Below are 19,761 nucleotides of genomic sequence, written 5' to 3' on the forward strand. Positions count from 1 at the left end.
CAGGATATTTTGTAAAAGGGCATCGCTGCGACGGTGCTTTTTTCGTGCGCAGAAAGAGAGGGAAATGGAATGAATTTAGTACAGAATTACCTTACGCAGTCCGGCTGCTATAAGACGGGGAAGAAAATTACCGTAAAGGGGCTTATGATCCACTCGGTGGGATGCCCGCAGCCAAAGGCGGATGTGTTTATGAAGAACTGGAACAGGGCTGACGCAAACGCCTGCGTCCACGCCATCATTGAGCCGGACGGGGATGTGTACCAACTGCTCCCGTGGGAACACCGGGGCTGGCACTGCGGCGGCAGTGCGAACAATACCCACATCGGCGTGGAGATGACGGAGCCTGCCACTATTAAATATACAGGCGGCGCGAACTGGACGGAGACCGGGGACGGTGGGAATACGAAAGCCCATGTGCTTGCCACATATAAATATGCAGTGGAATTATTTGCACACCTTTGTCAGCAATACCGTTTAGACCCTTTGGCGGATGGTGTGGTGATTTCCCATTCGGAGGGATGTAAGAGGGGCATTGCCAGCAACCACGGAGACGTGGAGCATCTGTGGTCTAAGTTCGGCCTTACGATGGAGCAGTTCAGGAAAGACATTAAGTCAGCTATGGACGGTGGCACAGCGGAGGATTCCCTTACTGCCATTATGGGAAAGCCTGCGGCAACGGCAGAGCAGATGAAATCTTATCTGAAAAAGAAAAATCCGTCCGTGGCACAGACCGTACTGGATATGCTCCCGCTGTACCTTTCGGAAGGTGAGGCGGAGGGCGTGAGGGGTGACATCGCCTTTGCACAGTCCTGTCTGGAAACAGGGAATTTCGCTTTCTCCGGCTCGGCAGTCACCCTTTCGCAGAATAATTTCTGCGGGCTTGGGGTGACGCAGAGGGGCAGAGCAGGGCTGTCCTTTGACACGCCGCAGCTTGGCATCCGGGCGCAGGTGCAGCACCTCAAAGCCTATGCCTCCACGGATGCATTGATAAATGAGAAGATCGACCCGCGTTTCCGCTATGTTACAAGGGGCTGCGCTCCCTATGTGGAGTGGCTCGGCCAGAAGGAGAACCCGCAGTGGAAAGGCTGGGCGGCAGGGGAGAAGTATGGGGAGAAGATTCTTTCCATCCTGAAAGCCGTTATGGATGAGGGGAAAGTGCAGTTCATGGAGAGTATCACGCTTTCCGCACCCTACATGGTGCGCATATCTATCCCCGACTTAAATATCCGCCGCGGCCCCGGAACGTCATATCCTAAGACGGGGAAGTTTACTGGCGTGGGCATTTTCACCGTGGTTGAGGAAAAGGACGGCTGGGGGCTTTTGAAAGCCTATGCGGAAAAGAGGGACGGGTGGATTTCTCTAGCGTACACCACACGGATTTAAGGGAAAATGATAGACAAAAGGCAGGGCATATGTTTGTGTAGTATTTCCGCAGACAGTCCTTGCTAATCCTGCATTTTGGAGCGAACATGTGTACTAAGGGAACGGGGAAGCCCGCCCCATTCCTGAAATCACAGGGCAGAAAGGATAGAAAATGAAAGCAGAAGAACTGGAAACCATCATGGATGCCGTCCACAATGCACTGGAGGCGGTGAGATGTCTTGATTCGGAGACAAATAAAAACATGGTGCTGATCTCCAAGAAAGAACTGAAAGCCTATCTGGGAGGGAATCTGGAAGGAAAACTTGTGGATGCATACAGGATACTGGAGGCGGAAATTTCCGGCGAAAGCTGAACCTGTAAAAAGTAACTGAATACCGCAGAACGGAAAGCAAGCCCCGGCATCTGGAACGATGCTGTGGGCTTGTTTTGACTGCCCATGAGGGAAAAGACAGCCGGATTTTTGCGTGGTTTTACGGTGCGGGTTCAGGGAATGTAAGAGGGCATTTATATAGGAAGAAAGCGGCCAGAACGCTTGACTTTACGGGCTTTCAGAGTGATTAATAGACTACCAAAAAAGAAAGGAGCGGATGCAGATGCGTATACGGAAAGTTGCGATATATGCCAGAGTTTCAACAGAGCATGAGGCACAGCTTTCAGCATTGGAGAACCAGGTGCAGTATTATGATGACCTGATTGACAGGCACCCGGACTGGGTATTGTACCGCCGGTATATCGATGAAGGGATTACAGGCACCTCCATATCCAAACGTAAAAATTTCGTGCGGATGATGGAGGACGCAAAAGACGGACATTTTGACTTAATCGTCACGAGGGAGGTATCGAGGTTCGCAAGGAACACGGTGGACACCCTCCAGCAGACGAGGTTATTGAAACGGATGGGGATTGAGGTGTATTTCACCGAGGACGGCATATGGACCATGAACGATGAGGACGGGGAGCTTAGGCTGACCATCATGGCGACCCTTGCACAGAACGAATCGAAAAAGACATCCATGCGCGTGAAGGCGGGGCAGATGGTGTCCTTCCAGAACGGGGTGATCTACGGCACCGGGAACGTGCTTGGATATGATAAGGTGGGGCCGGAATACGTCATCAACGAGACGCAGGCAAAAACGGTCAGGAAGATATACGATATGTACCTTTCAGGCAATGGCTACCAGAAAATAAAAAGGCAGCTTGAAAAGGACGGCGACCTCACGGCGATGGGTAAAAGCCTCTGGCATTACGCCACCATCGGCCATATCTTAAAGAACCGCCTCTACTGCGGCGAACTGGAATACCGGAAGGAATACGTGCCGGACTACCTCGAACAGAAAAGGGCGAAGAACAACGGGGAGCTTGACCGCGTCATCGTGGAAGGGAAGCACCAGCCCATCGTCACCAAAGAGGAATTTGAGAGGGTGCAGGGCCTGCTTGCGGAGAGGAATGCGGAATCGCGGAACTACCGGAAGAACAAGGGCGTCTATTCGGAGGACCTCTGGCGGAGGAAGCTGCGCTGCCAGTGCGGCCATGCCTTTGCGAAGACCAAGTGGCATACCAAGACGGACTTCGTCACCTACACCTATAAATGTTATGACCAGACCCGGACGGGGACCATATCAGCAAGGCTGAAAAACGGCCTGAGCATCGAGGGCGTCTGCCGAGTGCCGCTGGTGCAGGACTGGAAGATGTACACGATGGCGCAGAAAGTCCTCCACGCCGTATTCGATGACCCGGAGGAGACAGTCAGGAATGCGGCGGCAGTGCTTGGGTGCGGCATTGCCGGGGTGGAGCAGGCGGAAGTCCTGCGGGATAAATCCATCATAGAGGAACGGCTGAAAAAAGAACAGGGGCGCTACGAGACGCTCCTTGACATGAGGATGAACAACGAGATACCGAAGGAGGTATTCAGCCGCAAGCAGCAGGAGGTTGAAAAAAAGATCGCGGAGCTGGAACAACAGATGATGCAGTACGGTGATGTGAAGCCTGCCACGGATGCAGATGTCAGCGGCAAGCTGGATGGCCTGCAGAGGCTCATGGAGCAGTTCACCATGCCGGAGGACGGTGAGTTTTCAGAAGAGGAAATGGATAAATATGTGTCCGGGGTAAGAGTTTATGAAGACCGCTTCGAGTGGCTTTTAAACTTAAATCCCGATGCCCGCGGGGGACTGGATAATGATGCCGGTTCCCCTGTTTATTTTAAGAAGATAACGGTCACGCCGGATGACGAGCGGGCATGGTTCAAAAAGCACCCGCAGTGGTCAAAGTCTAACAGGTACGCGGAACTGGAGGCGTGGATATTCATTTAAAACGAAAGAGAGACAGGGCGGAATGGCTGTGGCGCAGCCTTTCCGTCCTGTCCGGCACTTTGCGGTTACAATTCTGTGTCCATTTCTTTTACTTCTGTTGGCAGGCATTTCCCTAAAAACATCGCTTTACAGTCGGAAAAGCCTAACAGGTAGGCGAGCATCCCAAACCGGGACCCCAGCGCGTTCTGCTCGCTGACGTACCGGTCAATCAGCAGCCGGATTTCTTTTGATAAATCCATCCTTTCCAGTTCGCCGGAGTATACGTCAGACTTTCGGAGAATCGCCTGATATTCCCCGTCACCGCTTACAATTCCATTCATGACGCCGTTCATGCGGGTATCCATGAGCTGGTACAATGCAGAATCTTTTTCCAATCCAATCCCTCCTTCCGTGGTGTCGTATCTTAACTCTGAATTTGGGAGTTGGCAAGAGGGAAAAGAAAAAAGCCGGAAACTATCTTGTGGCATCCGACATTTTCTGATAAAATATTCATACGGGTGCTGCCATAACGGTAGGCGGCTAGTTCTTCTGCGGAGGGACTGTGACCCTCCGATTACATAGAAACCTGCCTGCAGGAATCTGGGAAAGGAGGGCTGAGTGGATGTTGACGATTGAAGGATTGATTTCAGTGCTTGGCTTATGCCTGACCTGCTTCGGTCTCGGATACGCCATCGGAAGCAAGGATAATAATAAACCACAAAAATAGCCGCCCTCAGTCTAGCAAACTTAGCGGCTATTTTTGTAGCTAATAATCTGGACTAGCCGTCTATCGGCAGTACCTTTATGTAAATATATCTTAGCAGATTTATACGGAATTGTCAAATCAGGCGGAATGTTCCGCTGAAATGATTTTATACCGGATTCCGCATAAAAACAAGGGGTTTTAGCGGCAAAATCGCAATTTGTCGAATCAAAATCGGGGTGGGGTAAATTCCTCACAGGTGGGGTAAAAGGGGTAAATATTTTTACCCCGGGGTAAAAAGTCATCAAAATCTAACAGCGGCACAGGCGGCTATCAATAATTGATGCCATAGGAATTTTCGTACTCGCAGGCAAAAGTAAAGAGAAATGGCTTGAAATCAAGGGATTTTGAGCTTGGAGGGGTTCACCGGGGTGGCTGGTGGGCTCCTCTTTTTTGCGTTTGGGGAGACCGCTGTGAATATGGCGATTGGGGATGGAAGTATACTATCACGCAAAACTGCTGACTTTTGCGTGATAGTATGAGTTTTGCGTGAAAGTATAGGGTTTTGCGTGATAGTTTGGAGTTTCGCCTGTTTGTATGCAAATGCTGTTGAAATTTGGCGGTATTGTCGAATTTTATAAAGGAGGTTTAGCTTTCGGCAGATCCAATATGCAAGGTGTCTGCAATGCTGTGACCACGGTAAATAGGTATGTAATAAATCAGGGGAAAGGGCTACCTGTGTAACCGCTTTGGTGCTTTTCATTCCCAGAAAATAGTCATTTCGTGCTGGTGGGTAAAAAATAGAAAATATTGTGGTATAATTCAGAGAGTGTATTTGCTTTAGAAGGACTGGCATTCTGCCGAAGTAATAGGAAACAGTCTATGAAGTTAATAAGAAAAGCACCGAAAATCTGAAATCCTATATGCAGCGACAGTGGAGCCCTTCAGGGGGAATGGCTGGCACGATCAGGGAGATGAAGTGGTGGGAAATTCAGTTTTGTATTTTTTAGCGGAATATATAAGGCATGACGCTTACATTAAAATGAAAAACAGGAGGCACGATAATGACGCAGTACAAAGTGTTAATTATAGAAGATGATCTAGGCGCGGCACAATCCATTAGCAGTTTTTTAAGCACGTGGGGGTTTCAATGTGAATATCTAAAAGATTTCAGCAAGATAACAGAGCAGTTTATCAGGTTTAAGCCGGAGATTGTTTTATTGGATATCACGCTTCCTCATTATAATGGCTATCATTGGTGTGAAGAAATAAGGAAGGTTTCAAAAGTCCCGATCATCTTTATTTCTTCAATCAGCGATAATCTGAACATGATTTTAGCAATGAATATGGGCGGAGATGATTTTGTGGTAAAGCCCTTTGACCTTAATTTCCTGCTTGCAAAGATCAATTCCCTTTTGCGGCGGACTTATGATTTCCAGGGGGCAATGAATGTAGTTGCCTGCGGTGATGTGGTATTGGACTTGGATAATGCAAAACTGCAATACAATGGAACTGTGCTGGAACTGTCGCGTAATGATTTTATTATCCTAAAAGAGCTTATGACCCACAGTGGGAAGAGCGTGTCCCGTGATGACCTCATGCAGGCATTGTGGAACGATAATACTTTTGTTGATGATAATACGCTGACGGTAAATATAACGAGGGTGCGGAACAAATTAAGCAGGATCGGGCTTGAGGATTTTATTATCACCCGGAAAGGAATGGGTTATCAGGTTGGATAAAAAGCGTTTTCTGATTCAATATATGAAAGATAAATATAAAATGGTGATCGTGTTTGGCGGGTTGATTGTATGTAACTTTTTTATGTATTTTCTTTATGATGTACGCATGGAACCAATCCTGTACACAACATTCCTGCTCATCCTGTTTGTTCTGCCTTTTGCAGTCCGGGATTTGCGCCGGACATACTGGAATTGCGAACGGCTGAAAAAGATAGAACAATCCGGAGTGCCTGTTATGCCTGACCTGCCGGAGGCTGATACGCTTTTAGAAAAAAGTTACCAGCAGGTCATCGGAAAGATGATACAGGCATGGCAGGTCGAACGTGCCAAACAACGGGAAATAAATGCAGAGAGGGACGATTACTACACGCTCTGGACGCACCAGATAAAGACCCCCGTCTATTCTATGGATTTGATGTTACAGACAGGTGACGCCACCCCGTCTAAGTGGAAAACAGAATTGTTACAGATATCGCGGTATATAGATATGGCGCTAAAGTATCTGCAGTTGGAAGACCGGCATTCCGATTTGTGCCTAGAGCAAGTGGAGTTGCTGCCCCTGGCACAGGAGGCGGTAAAAAAACATTCTGTTGTTTTGATTGCAAAACGTTTAAGGATTGACTTGCATAATTTGAGCGGCACAGTTCTCACGGATAAAAAATGGATGTTATTTATTTTGGAACAGCTAGTTTCCAATGCAGCAAAGTATACGGAACAGGGCGGTATTGCAATATACCAGCCAGCCCCATTGCAGATCTGTGTCAGCGATACTGGTATAGGGATAGCTGCGGAGGATTTACCCCGCCTGTTTGAAAAAGGATATACAGGTTTCAATGGGCGTATTCATCAAAAGTCTACGGGCTGTGGGCTGTATATGTGCAAAAAGGTATCACTTTTGTTAGGATATACAATTACTGTTTCATCACAAGTGAATAAGGGAACAACGGTAACAATCCATCTTCCGTCAGATGATTTTTCCGTTGCGGATTAGCAACCTTACAACGGATGTAAGGTTAAGGCAGGAAATGTCACATAAATCTATGGCAGACACTTCCTGCTGTTTTTATAATATGAATCAGAAATTATGCAAAGCAGATATTCTAATTCAACGAAAGAAAATGCCTGCATTTTTGAGTCATAGAAATTCGACTAAAAAACAGAATGAAAGGAACATGCATATGAATATTCAAAACGATACCCTGCTGATGGTGGAACATCTGCGGAAAATTTATAACAGCCGGTTTGGCGGTAATCAGGTAGAAGCATTAAAAGATGTCTCATTCAGCGTGGAACAGGGTGAGTTTATTGCAGTCATGGGCGAAAGCGGTTCCGGGAAAACAACGCTACTCAATCTTTTAGCTGCATTAGACCGTCCTACCGAGGGAAAGATTTTACTTGCCGGAAAAGATATTACGCAAATCAAGGATAGCAATATTTCACGGTTCCGGCGCGAGAATTTAGGGTTTGTCTTTCAAGACTTTAACCTGTTAGACAATTTCTCCCTGCGGGACAATATCTATCTCCCTCTTGTGCTTTCCAATACTGCAAAGAAGCAAATGGAAAGCCGTTTAGAACCGTTGGCAGGGCAGCTTAGGATTTCCGATATTTTAGAAAAGTACCCGTATGAAGTATCGGGAGGTCAAAAACAAAGGGCGGCTATTGCCCGTGCGTTAATTACTGCACCTAAACTTGTTCTTGCAGATGAACCTACGGGCACTGTTAAGTTGGTACAACTATGATCACAAAAAAGAAATGCCCGTGACGTGCTGGTCATTGTCCATTCTGATTTCGGAGATCACGGAGCGCCAGAGGGTCCGCTTTTCTTCCCGTTCCAGGCCGTCATAGATGGTTTTGAAATCCTGGGAAAGAAGGTTCTCTATTGCCGCAAAGTCTGGGCGCTGATCTGCGGCGGGTTCCGGCTTTTCTTCCAGCATGGCGTTATATTTGTCATAGTCCCGTTTGTATTCCTCTATGTCGATTAGATCATTGACATATAAATCCTTAAGCCTGGACAGCTTCCGGCGGACAGCGGCCCGGTCAACGGAGGCGGCAGCCTTCCGGCGCTTTTCTTCCTGCACTTCCCACGCCAGGCGGTATTTTTCCAGTTCTTCCCCCAGGTGGTCAAAAAGCCACTTTTCCACCACGTCTTCCCGTATAAACTTGTTATGAGAGCAACGCCCACGCTGAAAATATTGATTACAACGATAATAATAATAGCCTTTTGTGAAGGCACCCACTAATTTGTGGCGGCATTCCTCACAGACAAGCAGGGACGTGAAAAGGAATACCCGGCCAGTGGGGGTGCTTTTCGCATTGTTCCCCAGAAGTTTCTGGACCCGTTCAAATTGCGCCGGGCTGATCACGGCTTCACAGAAATTTTCATTGTACCTGCCGTTTTTGTCGTATACGCCAATGGCCAGTTTGTCCCGCAGCATACGGCGGAAAGTGGCGTCACACCAGTTCACCCCATAGGTTTCCCGGATATACTTCACGGTGGCCCGCTGGGAGATCGTGGCCTCAAAATGGTTGAAGGCGTCCTGCAATATGGCTGCCTTTTCCGGGATAACCTCAAAACGTTTCTGGTCATTCACCCGGAGCCAGAAGGGGCAGGACCCGGAAACCACGGTGCCATGGTTGATTTTGCTGTCAAACACAACGGCAATTCTTTCCCCGTCCAGATCGGCTTCATTCTGGGCAATGGATAACCGCAGGTTAATGTATAACCGCCCGCTGGCGGTGGTTGTGTCGTATCCTTCCCCGTCATCAATGGTCTTCCAGCCGCAGCCGTGGGCTTCCAGCACTTCCATGACCTTGTAATAGTCCGCCACGGAGCGGAACCAGCGGTCAAGGCGGCAGAACAGCAGGAGATCAACGCCGTCCCGCTTGACTAAATCCATCATGCGGAGAAATTCCGTTCTTTTGTGCATGTTCTTCCTGGCTGTCTTTGCGGCGTCAATGAAGACCCCCACGATCACCCAGCCCCGTTCCCGTGCGTATGCTTCCAGCCGTTCCTGCTGGGCTTCCAGTGATAAGCCTTTGATTTTTTGTTCTTCTCCCGATACTCGGATATATAAAGCCACACGCAGGGCGGTATTTTCCGCTTTTTTAATCATAGTATCACCTTTTAATTGCCTGTCATTTCCCGCCCCTATGTGGTATACTATAGGGGCAGTGGTATGTTGTATCTGGTAGATCATATATTTCTGCACCGTCCGGGAGTGTTCGCAGCACCCCCGGACATTTTTATTACAGGTTGATGACTTTGTTTCCATAGCCGCCAGGGAAAAAATAGAACACTTCCCCGTTTTCCCATTCCCCGGTCACGCTGTCAACGAAGGAACATTCAAAATTTTTGGTCAAGTAGTCTTTGCTTTCATGAAGTTGGACCAGGTGCGCCCATGCCTGGGTGATCTGGCCACAAAACCAGGCTTTTTCTTCCGGCGGCAGCGTGTCGGCGTGGTACAGTTCATTCCAGCGCCGGGAAGCATGAAAGTATTGTATGACCAGATCGGCATTTTTGTAGTGGGGCGTGGAAACCGGGGCCGTCTGTCCTATTGGTTCAAGTTCCGTTTCGCATTCCGGGCACGGCAGCGGGTATCCATTTCCCAGGGACCGGCAGAACCCTTTCAAAAGTTCCCCAAAGTCGTTATCATTTAAAGTAAGTTTAATAATCATGGTGGTTTTCCTTCCTGTGAAGACTATTTTAACAATTCTGAAAGGCCCATGCGGGAAAAGCTGATCTGGTCCCGGAGAAAGCCGGAAAACCATTCTTCCGCCAGGGCCAGAGCGGCAGGCGGCGGAAGTTTGGCGCTAAAGGACGCCACCCGCTGGGCCTGGCATGTCTTGCTTTCTTTGCAGCCGTCTTCTTTCCACACTTTCAGAGAGAGGAACAGGCCATATTTGCGCCCGCTGTCCGTCTGGTACAGGGAAAGCACAATATAGTTGCCTATGACGGCCCTGTATACCGCATTTGTGGTATAGTTCCCGGCAGGCGTCTTTTGCCAGGAGCCTTCCGGGGAACGGGTTTTCCATTCATAACGTAGATTGTCCATAATACCCCCTTTTACAGCAATAATTACTTGCAGTACCGAGAAAATATCAAGACTCTGTATAGCTATAATTACCGTTTTCATCACGGACCCAAAGCCCATATGATTCAAGTACACTGCCATCCTTATCGAGTTTACCATAAATAGCAGATGAGACATCAGAACCAGAAAAACATATACCAGTGTCTGAATAAGTTATTATGGATACCCAATTATAGCCTGAATTTGCAACTACATTGTCGGCAAATTCCCTTAACATTTCAGACGTAATTTTTTCAAGGTTATCATCCGTTATACGGATAAAGGCATATTGACCCAAAACAGTATCACCAGAACCATTCATCACGTCTTTTGTAGTCGGTTCAAAATCCATCAAGAAATTATGAGGTATGGCTTCCGGGTATATTTGGTCTTTTCCGTCAAAGACTTGGGAAACAGAGACACCATCAAGATATACCTTTAAGGTATTAAAACCATAATTAACATTATAAAAACCGCCAGAAGTATTTTTTGATACCGTAAAGAAACTATCTACACCACAATCAGAAGCGAGGGTAATAAAAATTTCGTCTGCTTCTTCCGCAGTAACGCCAGTTGCAGTTTTTAAACCGGAAATGCTGGACTTGTAAAAATCATATTTTTCGGTGAGTTCTGCCGACTTTGGAGTAGTAGAGCCGCATGAGCAAAGTAGCAGACATATTAAAAGCATAAAGACAGAAGATATTTTTTTCATTGTGTACCTCCATGGTATGTGTGTATTGTGTTCTTCCAGCAACTTAAAATTACAATGCCGTAAATAGGCATTACACAAGGAGAAGGGAGGGAAGAACATGTTGGTAGACGAGTTAAAAGCAGCCATTCATAGAATGGTTGACGCTATTTCGGACAAGAACATTCTGATTAAGATTTACACGTTCATTAAGTATCTGAAATAGCATTTCACTGACGGTATGCAGGGGCTTATTCCTGCCCCCGCATATTGTCTGACAGCCTATGTATAAAATCCCGGAATAGTTTTTTGCTGTCATCATCAAGCTTCCAGTATTCCACAATCAGACCTCTAACAAAAACGTCATTGGAAAGCATTGCTGCCGCTTTTGTAAATTCGTCTTCCGTGAAATCAAGAAACATCTCCCCGGTGCCAGTTCGCAACCACTCTTCCCGTACATTAAATTCCCGGCATATGGACAATATCATTTGTTCTGTTACGTTTACAATGCCATTTTCAATGCGGCTAATGGCTGATCGGGTAACACCTACACGAGAGCCGAATTTTTCAGCAGATAGTCCCAACATGGTACGCAACTCTTTTATACGCTCATTCATCAAATTCACCCCCTTTCTATTGGCTGCAATACTAGCATACACCAAAATGTAAACATACGCAACAAAAAATTAAAAAAAGTGTTGACAATGATAACTTACGCAACTATAATGATAACATAAGCAACAAAAAAGCGAATGAAGCAACAACTACAGAAGGGAGGACAACATGAAACCCACAGAGGAAACCAGAAAAGAAATGCTTTCTTCCGACACAAGGGAAGTGGCGAAAATTCTTGAAACGCTGGACGAAAATTCCATAGTGCTGGCCAGGACATATATGACCGCCTTATCAGATAGGCAAAAAATCGAAAAGGCGAAGCTGGCAGCGGCAGCAGTATGAGAATGCAGGCCAGCTACAGGAAGGAGGTGAGAGGGTGAACGAAAAGGAAAGCAGAAAATTTGAAGTGCTACTGGAAGACGGACCCGAAAAAAGGGTATGGCTTACGGTGAACCTGTTAGGAATTGAGAAACAGGCGGCGGAAAAGATCATTTCTGAAATCGAAACCGCAAAAAACCACATTAAAGAAATCCTTGCCAGCTGAAACTGGCAAGGACCCCAAAATCAGTTTTCTGTGGACTGCCTTTGTTCGTCATATGCAGCTATAGCGTTTGTTATGGCTTCCGCAATGGCGTTGATCTGGTCAGATGTGAAACCGTCCCCGGAAAAACTGGTGCGGCCTAAATCATTCAAGGCAGAAATGGCCGCATTTTTGATACCGAAAGTATCAGTCATCATGGCACCCCCTTCCCTATGTAGTCCAGCCCGGCACGGCTGGCAAGTACAGTATAGCAGAGGGGAGGGGAAATAAAAAGAAGAGGATTAAAAACCGGGAGGGGCAGGACATGACAAAGAATGAGTTAAAGCAGAAGTACACGGAATGGAATAAACAGATCACGGCGCTGGACCAGAAGCAAAAAGAGATTTTCCAGGAGTTGCAGGACTTATGCCAGGAAAAGGGAGACGGGAACCGCTGGTGCTGTCTGGAAAAACTGGTGGAAACGCTGGTGAAGGCCGGGGAGGGATACAGGCCCATACAGCTGGCCAGGGAATACCACGTTATAGAGGGCCAGAAGGAAGCACTTAGAAATTTCGCTATAGCAACGAACAATTTTGAGATATAGAGATATGGCACCGGGAGCCGGAGGGGCAGCAGGCGTGGAAGCCTGCGGAGCGGGTTCAATCCCCGTCTGGTGCAATAGGGACGCCACCCAAAAGAAAAGGCACTGCAAATGGCAGCGGTCATGCCAGCTATAAAGCATGTAGACGGTCAACAGGTTTTCGGGCAGGCGGCTTTTAAGGCGAAAGTGGCAGCAGCAGTGCCAGAAAGGAAGGTACAGAAAATGGCAAAAGACAATATGGCAAACACTGGGCGGACAGAAACCATGATACCCCAGGACAACAGGCAGGAAGCCGTGGAAATGCTGGACTTCCTGGGAACCCTGGGAGACAGCGAAGAAAAAGAAATGCTGGCTTTCCTGCGGGGCGTACAGTTCGGCAAGCGCATGGGGGCTGGCACTGCCGTGGCAGGGTAAGGGAGGGCAGCAGGCATGGCAGAAATTGAAGTAAAGGGCACATTCAATGCCCAGGCTTTTTTCACCGCCCTGGCGGCAATTCTGTCAAAACGGGAACAGGTGAAAATAACAGTAACAGTGACAGAAAAGGACCGGCCCGCAGAACCAGTGCGGGCCGCAGGATAGGAGGCGGCAGGGTGAAGAGGAAAGCGGCGGCACTTTTTCTGGGGTTTCTGGTGGTGATGATGGCGGTTTTTCTGGTTCAGAACGTAAAAACGGCACTGCGGCAGGAAGACCCCTAGGGCACTGTCACCGTATATCTGAATGACGGCACCGTCTGGGGATACTATGGGGAAGTGTCGGTTACATATGACAGGACCGGCTGCCCGAAAGTGACCCTGGAAAATGGCTGGCTGGAAGGAAGCACTCACCCGGATTACCAGGTGGACGGGCTGAAAGGGGAAGACAGAAGAACGGAGGCGGAATAAAAGATGGTTAATTTCATAAAAGACGCTGACTGCACCAAAGACACCCCGGTGGTGTACGGCAGGCAGGAGCGCCCCGTATATGGCCGCCAGGTGCGCTTCCGCCCCCGTGTCCCTGGGAAACGGAAGACGGCCACGGACAAAAAATCATACCTGCCCCGGCTTTTGCCCCTGGAAAACTATGATCTGATCATTGTCCTTTTTTCCGGCGGCAAAGACAGCCTGGCGGCATATCTGAAATTGCTGGAATGGGGAGTGCCCAAAGAAAAGATAGAACTGTGGCACCATGACATTGACGGAGGGCACCCGGACAGGCGCATGGACTGGCCAGTCACCCAGTCATATGTAAAGGCATTTGCAGAGGCGGAAGGGGTTCACCTGCGGAAATCCTGGAGGGTGAACGGGTTCTGGGGCGAAGTGTACCGCCAGGGCGCTTCCTGGCCTGTGCAGTATGAAGATGACGAAGGGCAGGTGGCCACGGTGCCGCTGTCCGACAAGCAGAAAAGAAGTGACGAACTGCGGGAAAAGATACTGGAAGGGATAGCGGAGGAAAAGGACGTCCAGGAACTGAAAGAGTATGGCTACAGAATGAAATTCCCTGCGAAAGCAGGGAGCCTGGCAACACGCTGGTGCAGTGCCTATCTGAAAGTTATGGTGGCGGAAAGCACAATCAGAAACCTGGAAAGTATTTCTGATCTGGAACTGATAGGGAAAAGAATGAAGTTTCCTGCAAAGAGCAGCCCACAGTCTGGGCGCTGGTGCAGTGGGGCGCTGAAAATGCAGGTACAGGGCAGCGTCACGGCGAATTTGGAGAAGACCAAAGCGAATACCAAAATTCTGGTGGTATCCGGGGAACGGAGAGGGGAAAGCAGCTGCCGTTCCAAACTGAATGAAATGGAATTACACCGCACATTTGCATTTAAAAAGGCCCGGCGGCTGGTTCACCAGTGGCGGCCAGTGATAGACCACAGCGAAAGGGATATATGGGAGATCATCAAAAGGCATAAAGTGACCCCGCATTCCTGCTATAGGGCGGGCTGGAACAGGTGCAGCTGTATGATGTGCATATTCTCCCTGCCCAAACACTGGGCGGGGATACGGGACATATTCCCGGAAGAGGTGGAGGCGGTGAAGCGTGACGAAGAAACGCTGGGCTTCACCCTGGATAATAAAAAAGACCTGGAAACCTATATAGGCGGCGCTGAAAGTTGCGTTTACTGGGACCAGGAGGCTATAGAAGAGATCAAGACAGGGTTTTTCCCTGCGGAACGCATGTATACAGAAAACTGGCGGTTCCCTGCCGGGGCATTTGGCGGGGCAGAGGGCGGGCCATGTTGACGCTGGGAGGGCAGCAGGCATGAAGGCATACATACCAGAGGACAACGGGCCGGACTGGTGGCGGGACATTCCCGGATACGGCGGAAAATACCAGGTGAACCGAATAGCTGACGTGCGCCGTGTCTTCCCTTCCGGCCTGGTGCGGGACATGACCGCATACAGGAAGAGCGGAAGGAAGTTCCGGCAGAGGCTTTTTGTCAAACTGACAAAGGACGGGAAAAGCACGGAAGTACCGCTTTTAACAATCATGGCAATGGCCTGGTACGGAACATGGCCGGAAAGCAAGGTGCCGTATCATATCAACAGGAATATCTGGGATAACCGCCTGGAAAATATCGGGTTCATTGACCGGGTGAGCCTGGGCAGGCTTACGGGGCACATGAGCAGCAAAAGAAAGACCGTCTTTAAAGTGGACAGGGACGGCAGGGACGTGGAGGTTTACAGATCGGCCAGGGAGGCGGCAAAAGCTAACCACATGAGTTATCAGACGGTACTGGACCGGTGCAACGGGAAAGTGAAGAACCCCTATGCCCTGGACGGCTTCACATACCGCTTTGAGGACGTAAAGCCGGGAAGAAAGAAAAATACAGTGGAATGATACCCCGCCAGGGGTTCAGATAAAAAATGAATGGAGGGCCAGACAAATGGTAAGAAGACAGAAACTGATCATTAAGGACGAAAACGGGGTGCCCAACTATATGGCGGCATTTTCCTGGACCGGAAGCAAGGACCCGGAACAGGCCCCGCCCATGTTCGTGGTATGCGGGGAGGTTGTGGACGCTATTTTAATTTCCCAGTTCCACAATACCAATATACAGGGCATACCTTATTCCCTGCCGTATCGGGAACCCTGGACACAGATTGACCAGGACAGCGCCGCCAGAGCCTGCCGGGAGAAGGGGGAGGGCTGGCACCTGCTGACCAATACGGAATACGCCTATCTGCTGGCGGAAAGCCGGGACCTGGGCACGGAGCCGCATGGGAACACGAATTGCGGCCGGGATTATGACCACCCGGAGGAAAAGGGCGTTACATATGACGGACGCCGGACGCTGACGGGGCTTGACCCGGTGACGTGGAGCCATGACCACACGGAGGGCGGCATATACGGGCTGAAAGGCAATGTATGGGAGATGGTAACAGGCTTGCGCCTGCAAAAAGGCCGTGTGGAGTATATCCCCAACAATGACGCCGCAGCGGTAAACACGGCCAGGGAAAGCGCCGCCTGGCAGCAGGCGGAGACGGAGGACGGGAAGCCTATCTATCTTTCCGGCGGTAACGGCGTGGTCATCACCACAGGCCAGGCAGAGGAAGGCTGGGACGGGGTGCATATGCGTGACATAAGGGTTGACGGCCTGGAAAGTATACCGCAGATCATTTTTGACCTTGCTATCCTGCCGCCGGACTACAGGGAGCGCAAAGACGGCATATATGTAGACAGCGAACTGGCAGAAGCTGTGCCGTTCCGGGGGTCGGGTTTCTACCACACTTCCGGCGCCGGGGCGTCCGCTGTCTCTCTGGACGCCCCCCGTTCCGGCGTCAGTGTGCACATCGGCTTCCGTTCCGCTTTGTATGTGAAAGACTGGAAACAGATCACGGATAAACTGATCGGGGCGTGACAACGCCCCGCAAGCAGCCAAAACAAGCAAGAAAAAAGCCTTGACAGTGCCGGGAAACACGGTCAAGGCTTTTTGCCAACAGATATATAAATCACACTTATATTGTACCATGTTGGCAGGCAAAAGGCAAGCAAAATCCGGGAAAATTACCCGGAAAGCGGGCTTGTATGGGGTATTAACATTCTTACCATAGCGAATAATTACGGAAGTATATGTATCTGTCAATGAGGTGAATATAAGGGAGTAGTACAGGAGGGGGAACCCCTGCTGGCCTGGTAAGAATACCCCTGCCCCTGGTACAAGGGAAGGCAGGCAGAAAATGTTTTATCGGGAAAAGAAAGTGGACTGCCGGGACTATAGAGAGGTTGACATAATCCCCAGGACGGATAATGCGGAAAGAGCGGTTAAAGGGAAGAGGGGGAAGCGGCAGAAGGTTACAGAGCCAAAGCAGAAAGACTTGAATGATAAAAATGCAAGGAGGTATCTGGTACAGCTGGGGAACGGAAATTTTGGAATAGGTGATCTGCATGTCACCTGTACATATGCAGATGAAGAACTGCCGGAGACAGAGGAAGAGGCAGAACGGGTGGTGGGGAATTACCTGCGGCGGATTGCCTACAGGCGGAAAAAGCTGAACCTGCCCCCTTTAAAATACATACTGGTGACAGAGTACGGCTACAGCAAGGACGGGGAGAAGATCACCAGGATACACCACCACATAATCATGAACGGGGGCATGAGCCGGGACGAAGTGGAAATGATGTGGACGGCGGAGCGGATAAACTGGAACAAGTACAATACAGACCCCCAGTATATGGACCAGGTGAGGAAGATGGGGTGGGTCAATGCGGACCGCTTGCAGGTGGATAAGAACGGCATAGAAGCCCTGTGCATGTATGTGACAAAGAACCCCAATGGGAAAAAGCGCTGGTCATCTTCCCGGAACCTGGAACGGCCAGTGAGGCAGCCGGACGCTGACCACAAGTATAGCAAGAAGAGAGTGGAGGACCTGGCAAAGTCCAATGATATGGGGCAGGCATATTTTGAAAAACAGTTCCCGGATTATACGATCAGTGAGATTAAGACGGAATTTTATGAGGAAACAGGGTGGAGTATTTATTTAAAAATGTGGCGCAAGGCAAAGAAGCCCAAAAAGAAAAAGCCTAAAGGGAAGGGAGGGAAGCAGAAGTGACGCTGGGGGATATGCTGAAAAGGGCGGTACATAGTGACCGCCTAATCATACAGGAGGCGGACGGGCGGGAGATATACCGGGGGTATGTGGCCTGTATCCAGTACCATGATGAAATTGACGCAGGCAGGGAAGTGAAGCGGTTCGGCCTGGCCACAGATATTTTCCGAAAAGAGAACAGGGGAAAGTATCTGGGAAGCCAGCAGAAGCCTAAAACGGAAGTGGCAGTGGAAAACATAAGCGATTTTCGGTTCAGTGACCTGGAAATGCTGATCTATACCAGGATTGTGTTAGAAGGGGAGGCATGATGAATTAAGGCCGGGAAGGAGGAAAAGGAAGGTGGACAGCAGGATAACGGTGATCTTGTCTTTACATGACCGCTGGTGGAAGAAAATGGTTTCCAGGGAAAAGCTGCTGGAAATCAGAAAAACGTATCCCCATATAGCGCCGGAAAAGTGGCCCCTGCGGGTGCTGGTGTATATCACGGGAGGCGTGGGGATATGCGGGGAATTTAACTGCCCAGGTGTGCAGAAGATCAGAACCCTGCCGGAGGTGCAGAGCGTATGCGGCACGGCAGGGGAATACAACGTACAGGTGGCAAGCTGTCTGAAAAAGGAACAGCTGAAAGAATATGCGGGGAACAGCGGCAGGCCCATGTGGGGCTGGATAATATCCGAAGTCCAGGAGTATGAAAAGCCCATACCGCTGGAAGCATACGGCATAAGCCGCCCGCCGCAATCGTGGCAATATCTGAAAATGGAGGTATGAAAGTGAGAGGACACAGCAAAGAAGAAATGATAACGGCTTTTAGGGCAATCCTGCGGAGTGTGAAGCGCCAGGGCATGGAAGACCTGCTGGGCTGGCTGGAAACAACGGATTTTTACACGGCCCCGGCCAGTGCAAAGTACCATGGGGCGCATGAATGCGGCCTGCTGGAACATTCCCTGGGGGTATATGAGAACCTGTTAAAACGTGCCGTGGGGTATGACCTGGACAGTATCGCCATAGTGGGGCTTTTGCATGACGTATGCAAGGCGGATTTCTACACAAAGCAGACAAAGAACCAGAAGGACGCAAACGGGAAATGGCAGCAGGTGGAGTGCTGGGGGTATGCTAACCAGTTTCCGGCGGGGCACGGGGAAAAGTCGGTTATGCTGATTATGCGTTATATCTGGCTGACGGACGAAGAGATCATGGCAATTAACTGGCATATGGGCGGATTTGACGCCAGGGCCAGGACGGACGGCCACAGTCTTTCAGACGCCTGGGCAAAATACCCGCTGGCGGTCATGGTCCACCTGGCGGACATGGAAGACACCTGGCTGGCCAGGAAGGGAGGGCAGGCAGAATGAACAGACGAAAGCCACGGACAAATAAAAGCTGGCAGGCAATGAAGAACAATGCCCAGGGCCATTTCTTTGAAGGGTACATAAACGGAGCGTGTGCGTATTACAGGGATACCGGGCGGGCAATCGTGGAGAAAATCCCGGAGCCGTTCAGAACGACAGGCACAGGCAGGGACGGGACTTTCACAGGCCGTTTCACCGCAAATGCACAGCCGGATTTCATGGGCACCCTGCGGGGAGGCCAGGCAATATGCTTTGAGGCGAAGTATACCAGCACGGACAGGATTTTACAGTCCGTGATCACAAAGACCCAGTGGGACAGCTTAGAACGGCACTGGGCAGCAGGTGCAGTGGCCGGGGTATGCGTGGGTATTGGTGACGTGTTCGGCTTTGTGCCCTGGGGCACCTGGCGGAAGATGAAAGAAATCTATGGGCACAAGTACATGACGGCGGCTGATCTGGAAGCCTTCCAGGTAAAGTTCAACGGGCATTGCCTTTTCCTGGACTACAAAAGCGAACTGGCCCAGGAGGAAATGGCCCGCCTTGCAAACCGCCATGAACGGCAGGTGAAGCTGGAAGCCGTCATGGGAGTAGAGACGGCAGGCCGGATTATTGACATTATCGGGGCACAGGACGAAGAGAAGCAGGACGCATTCCTGGAAACCACGCTGGAAGCCGCCATATGCGGCGCTGACTATACGGAATGTGAGGACATAGAGGATATGGCCAGGGTATATGCCAGGTGGTTCACGGAGCGTTACGGGAATTAAGGAGGCGGAGG

At 49.7% G+C, this 19,761-nt stretch carries 26 protein-coding genes and 1 pseudogene; 20 read left to right on the plus strand and 7 right to left on the minus strand.

From position 1 onward, the window contains the following. Positions 1 to 69: 69 nt before the first annotated feature. The 3 genes from NFS35_RS23210 (at position 70) to NFS35_RS23220 (ending at position 3,692) form a co-directional block, all read left to right on the plus strand. Positions 70 to 1,383, plus strand: coding sequence for an N-acetylmuramoyl-L-alanine amidase (locus NFS35_RS23210; RefSeq protein WP_251209437.1), 1,314 nt, complete (start codon positions 70 to 72; stop codon positions 1,381 to 1,383). A 151-nt stretch (positions 1,384 to 1,534) separates the two neighbouring features. Further along, positions 1,535 to 1,735 (plus strand): hypothetical protein, encoded by a 201-nt coding sequence (locus NFS35_RS23215; RefSeq protein WP_251209438.1) that lies wholly within the window; start codon positions 1,535 to 1,537, stop codon positions 1,733 to 1,735. Between the two features lie 241 nt (positions 1,736 to 1,976). Then, positions 1,977 to 3,692, plus strand: coding sequence for a recombinase family protein (locus tag NFS35_RS23220; RefSeq protein WP_251209439.1), 1,716 nt, complete (start codon positions 1,977 to 1,979; stop codon positions 3,690 to 3,692). Between the two features lie 65 nt (positions 3,693 to 3,757). Here the strand turns inward: NFS35_RS23220 and NFS35_RS23225 are convergent, their stop codons facing one another. Next, complete coding sequence (locus tag NFS35_RS23225) at positions 3,758 to 4,066, minus strand: hypothetical protein (RefSeq protein WP_251209440.1); 309 nt, start codon at positions 4,064 to 4,066, stop codon at positions 3,758 to 3,760. A gap of 1,372 nt (positions 4,067 to 5,438) precedes the next feature. Here NFS35_RS23225 and NFS35_RS23230 point away from each other — a divergent pair. The 3 genes and pseudogenes from NFS35_RS23230 to NFS35_RS23240 all read left to right on the plus strand — a co-directional run. Further along, positions 5,439 to 6,116, plus strand: a complete 678-nt coding sequence (locus tag NFS35_RS23230; RefSeq protein ID WP_162227799.1) for a response regulator transcription factor — start codon at positions 5,439 to 5,441, stop codon at positions 6,114 to 6,116. Next, on the plus strand, positions 6,067 to 7,107 hold the full coding sequence (locus NFS35_RS23235) for a sensor histidine kinase (protein ID WP_162227798.1): 1,041 nt from the start codon (positions 6,067 to 6,069) through the stop codon (positions 7,105 to 7,107). Before NFS35_RS23230 ends, NFS35_RS23235 begins: the two co-directional genes overlap by 50 nt. Before the next feature lie 187 nt (positions 7,108 to 7,294). Next, positions 7,295 to 7,837 (plus strand): annotated as a pseudogene (locus NFS35_RS23240) (ABC transporter ATP-binding protein); the annotation flags it as partial. 18 nt (positions 7,838 to 7,855) lie between these two features. Here the strand turns inward: NFS35_RS23240 and NFS35_RS23245 are convergent. The 5 genes from NFS35_RS23245 to NFS35_RS23265 form a co-directional block, all read right to left on the minus strand. After that, a complete protein-coding gene (locus NFS35_RS23245) occupies positions 7,856 to 9,229 on the minus strand; it encodes a recombinase family protein (RefSeq protein ID WP_251209441.1) in 1,374 nt (457 codons plus the stop codon). A gap of 133 nt (positions 9,230 to 9,362) precedes the next feature. Then, on the minus strand, positions 9,363 to 9,791 hold the full coding sequence (locus NFS35_RS23250) for a hypothetical protein (RefSeq protein WP_251209442.1): 429 nt from the start codon (positions 9,789 to 9,791) through the stop codon (positions 9,363 to 9,365). 23 nt (positions 9,792 to 9,814) lie between these two features. Continuing rightward, a complete protein-coding gene (locus NFS35_RS23255) occupies positions 9,815 to 10,168 on the minus strand; it encodes a hypothetical protein (protein WP_251209443.1) in 354 nt (117 codons plus the stop codon). A gap of 46 nt (positions 10,169 to 10,214) precedes the next feature. Continuing rightward, a complete protein-coding gene (locus NFS35_RS23260; RefSeq protein ID WP_251209444.1) occupies positions 10,215 to 10,898 on the minus strand; it encodes a hypothetical protein in 684 nt (227 codons plus the stop codon). 227 nt (positions 10,899 to 11,125) lie between these two features. Beyond that, positions 11,126 to 11,491, minus strand: a complete 366-nt coding sequence (locus NFS35_RS23265) for a helix-turn-helix domain-containing protein (protein WP_251209445.1) — start codon at positions 11,489 to 11,491, stop codon at positions 11,126 to 11,128. 166 nt (positions 11,492 to 11,657) lie between these two features. Between NFS35_RS23265 and NFS35_RS23270 the strand changes: the two genes are divergently transcribed. Both NFS35_RS23270 and NFS35_RS23275 read left to right on the plus strand, forming a co-directional pair. Next, complete coding sequence (locus NFS35_RS23270; protein ID WP_251209446.1) at positions 11,658 to 11,831, plus strand: hypothetical protein; 174 nt, start codon at positions 11,658 to 11,660, stop codon at positions 11,829 to 11,831. A gap of 34 nt (positions 11,832 to 11,865) precedes the next feature. Next, a complete protein-coding gene (locus NFS35_RS23275; protein WP_251209447.1) occupies positions 11,866 to 12,033 on the plus strand; it encodes a hypothetical protein in 168 nt (55 codons plus the stop codon). 20 nt (positions 12,034 to 12,053) lie between these two features. On the opposite strand, the gene NFS35_RS23280 is transcribed toward NFS35_RS23275, so the two are convergent. Then, complete coding sequence (locus tag NFS35_RS23280) at positions 12,054 to 12,227, minus strand: hypothetical protein (protein ID WP_251209448.1); 174 nt, start codon at positions 12,225 to 12,227, stop codon at positions 12,054 to 12,056. Between the two features lie 107 nt (positions 12,228 to 12,334). On the opposite strand from NFS35_RS23280, the gene NFS35_RS23285 reads away from it, so the two are divergent. The 12 genes from NFS35_RS23285 (at position 12,335) to NFS35_RS23335 (ending at position 19,750) form a co-directional block, all read left to right on the plus strand. Beyond that, positions 12,335 to 12,613 carry a hypothetical protein gene (locus NFS35_RS23285; protein WP_251209449.1) on the plus strand — a complete coding sequence of 93 codons (279 nt, stop codon included), beginning with the start codon at positions 12,335 to 12,337 and terminating at the stop codon, positions 12,611 to 12,613. Positions 12,614 to 12,832: 219 nt separating this feature from the next. Next, positions 12,833 to 13,024, plus strand: a complete 192-nt coding sequence (locus NFS35_RS23290) for a hypothetical protein (protein WP_251209450.1) — start codon at positions 12,833 to 12,835, stop codon at positions 13,022 to 13,024. Positions 13,025 to 13,039: 15 nt separating this feature from the next. Beyond that, positions 13,040 to 13,189 (plus strand): hypothetical protein, encoded by a 150-nt coding sequence (locus NFS35_RS23295; RefSeq protein ID WP_251209451.1) that lies wholly within the window; start codon positions 13,040 to 13,042, stop codon positions 13,187 to 13,189. A gap of 170 nt (positions 13,190 to 13,359) precedes the next feature. After that, complete coding sequence (locus NFS35_RS29135; protein ID WP_275564731.1) at positions 13,360 to 13,491, plus strand: hypothetical protein; 132 nt, start codon at positions 13,360 to 13,362, stop codon at positions 13,489 to 13,491. Between the two features lie 3 nt (positions 13,492 to 13,494). Continuing rightward, on the plus strand, positions 13,495 to 14,826 hold the full coding sequence (locus NFS35_RS23300; RefSeq protein WP_251209452.1) for a phosphoadenosine phosphosulfate reductase domain-containing protein: 1,332 nt from the start codon (positions 13,495 to 13,497) through the stop codon (positions 14,824 to 14,826). Positions 14,827 to 14,845: 19 nt separating this feature from the next. Beyond that, positions 14,846 to 15,424: an HNH endonuclease gene (locus NFS35_RS23305; RefSeq protein WP_251209453.1), complete on the plus strand. Its 579-nt coding sequence runs from the start codon at positions 14,846 to 14,848 to the stop codon at positions 15,422 to 15,424. 46 nt (positions 15,425 to 15,470) lie between these two features. Next, complete coding sequence (locus NFS35_RS23310) at positions 15,471 to 16,445, plus strand: hypothetical protein (protein WP_251209454.1); 975 nt, start codon at positions 15,471 to 15,473, stop codon at positions 16,443 to 16,445. A gap of 319 nt (positions 16,446 to 16,764) precedes the next feature. Further along, on the plus strand, positions 16,765 to 17,637 hold the full coding sequence (locus NFS35_RS23315) for a rolling circle replication-associated protein (RefSeq protein WP_251209455.1): 873 nt from the start codon (positions 16,765 to 16,767) through the stop codon (positions 17,635 to 17,637). After that, positions 17,634 to 17,942 (plus strand): hypothetical protein, encoded by a 309-nt coding sequence (locus NFS35_RS23320; RefSeq protein ID WP_251209456.1) that lies wholly within the window; start codon positions 17,634 to 17,636, stop codon positions 17,940 to 17,942. The genes NFS35_RS23315 and NFS35_RS23320 overlap by 4 nt, the downstream gene beginning before the upstream one ends. 31 nt (positions 17,943 to 17,973) lie before the next feature. Next, complete coding sequence (locus NFS35_RS23325) at positions 17,974 to 18,402, plus strand: hypothetical protein (RefSeq protein ID WP_251209457.1); 429 nt, start codon at positions 17,974 to 17,976, stop codon at positions 18,400 to 18,402. Between the two features lie 2 nt (positions 18,403 to 18,404). Continuing rightward, entirely contained in the window at positions 18,405 to 18,986 is a 582-nt protein-coding gene (locus NFS35_RS23330) for an HD domain-containing protein (protein ID WP_251209458.1), read from the plus strand. After that, positions 18,983 to 19,750, plus strand: coding sequence for a Holliday junction resolvase RecU (locus tag NFS35_RS23335; protein ID WP_251209459.1), 768 nt, complete (start codon positions 18,983 to 18,985; stop codon positions 19,748 to 19,750). The genes NFS35_RS23330 and NFS35_RS23335 overlap by 4 nt, the downstream gene beginning before the upstream one ends. The last annotated feature ends 11 nt before the right edge of the window (positions 19,751 to 19,761 follow it).

The organism is Acetatifactor aquisgranensis (assembly GCF_943193215.1).
Lineage (GTDB): Bacteria > Bacillota > Clostridia > Lachnospirales > Lachnospiraceae > Acetatifactor > Acetatifactor aquisgranensis.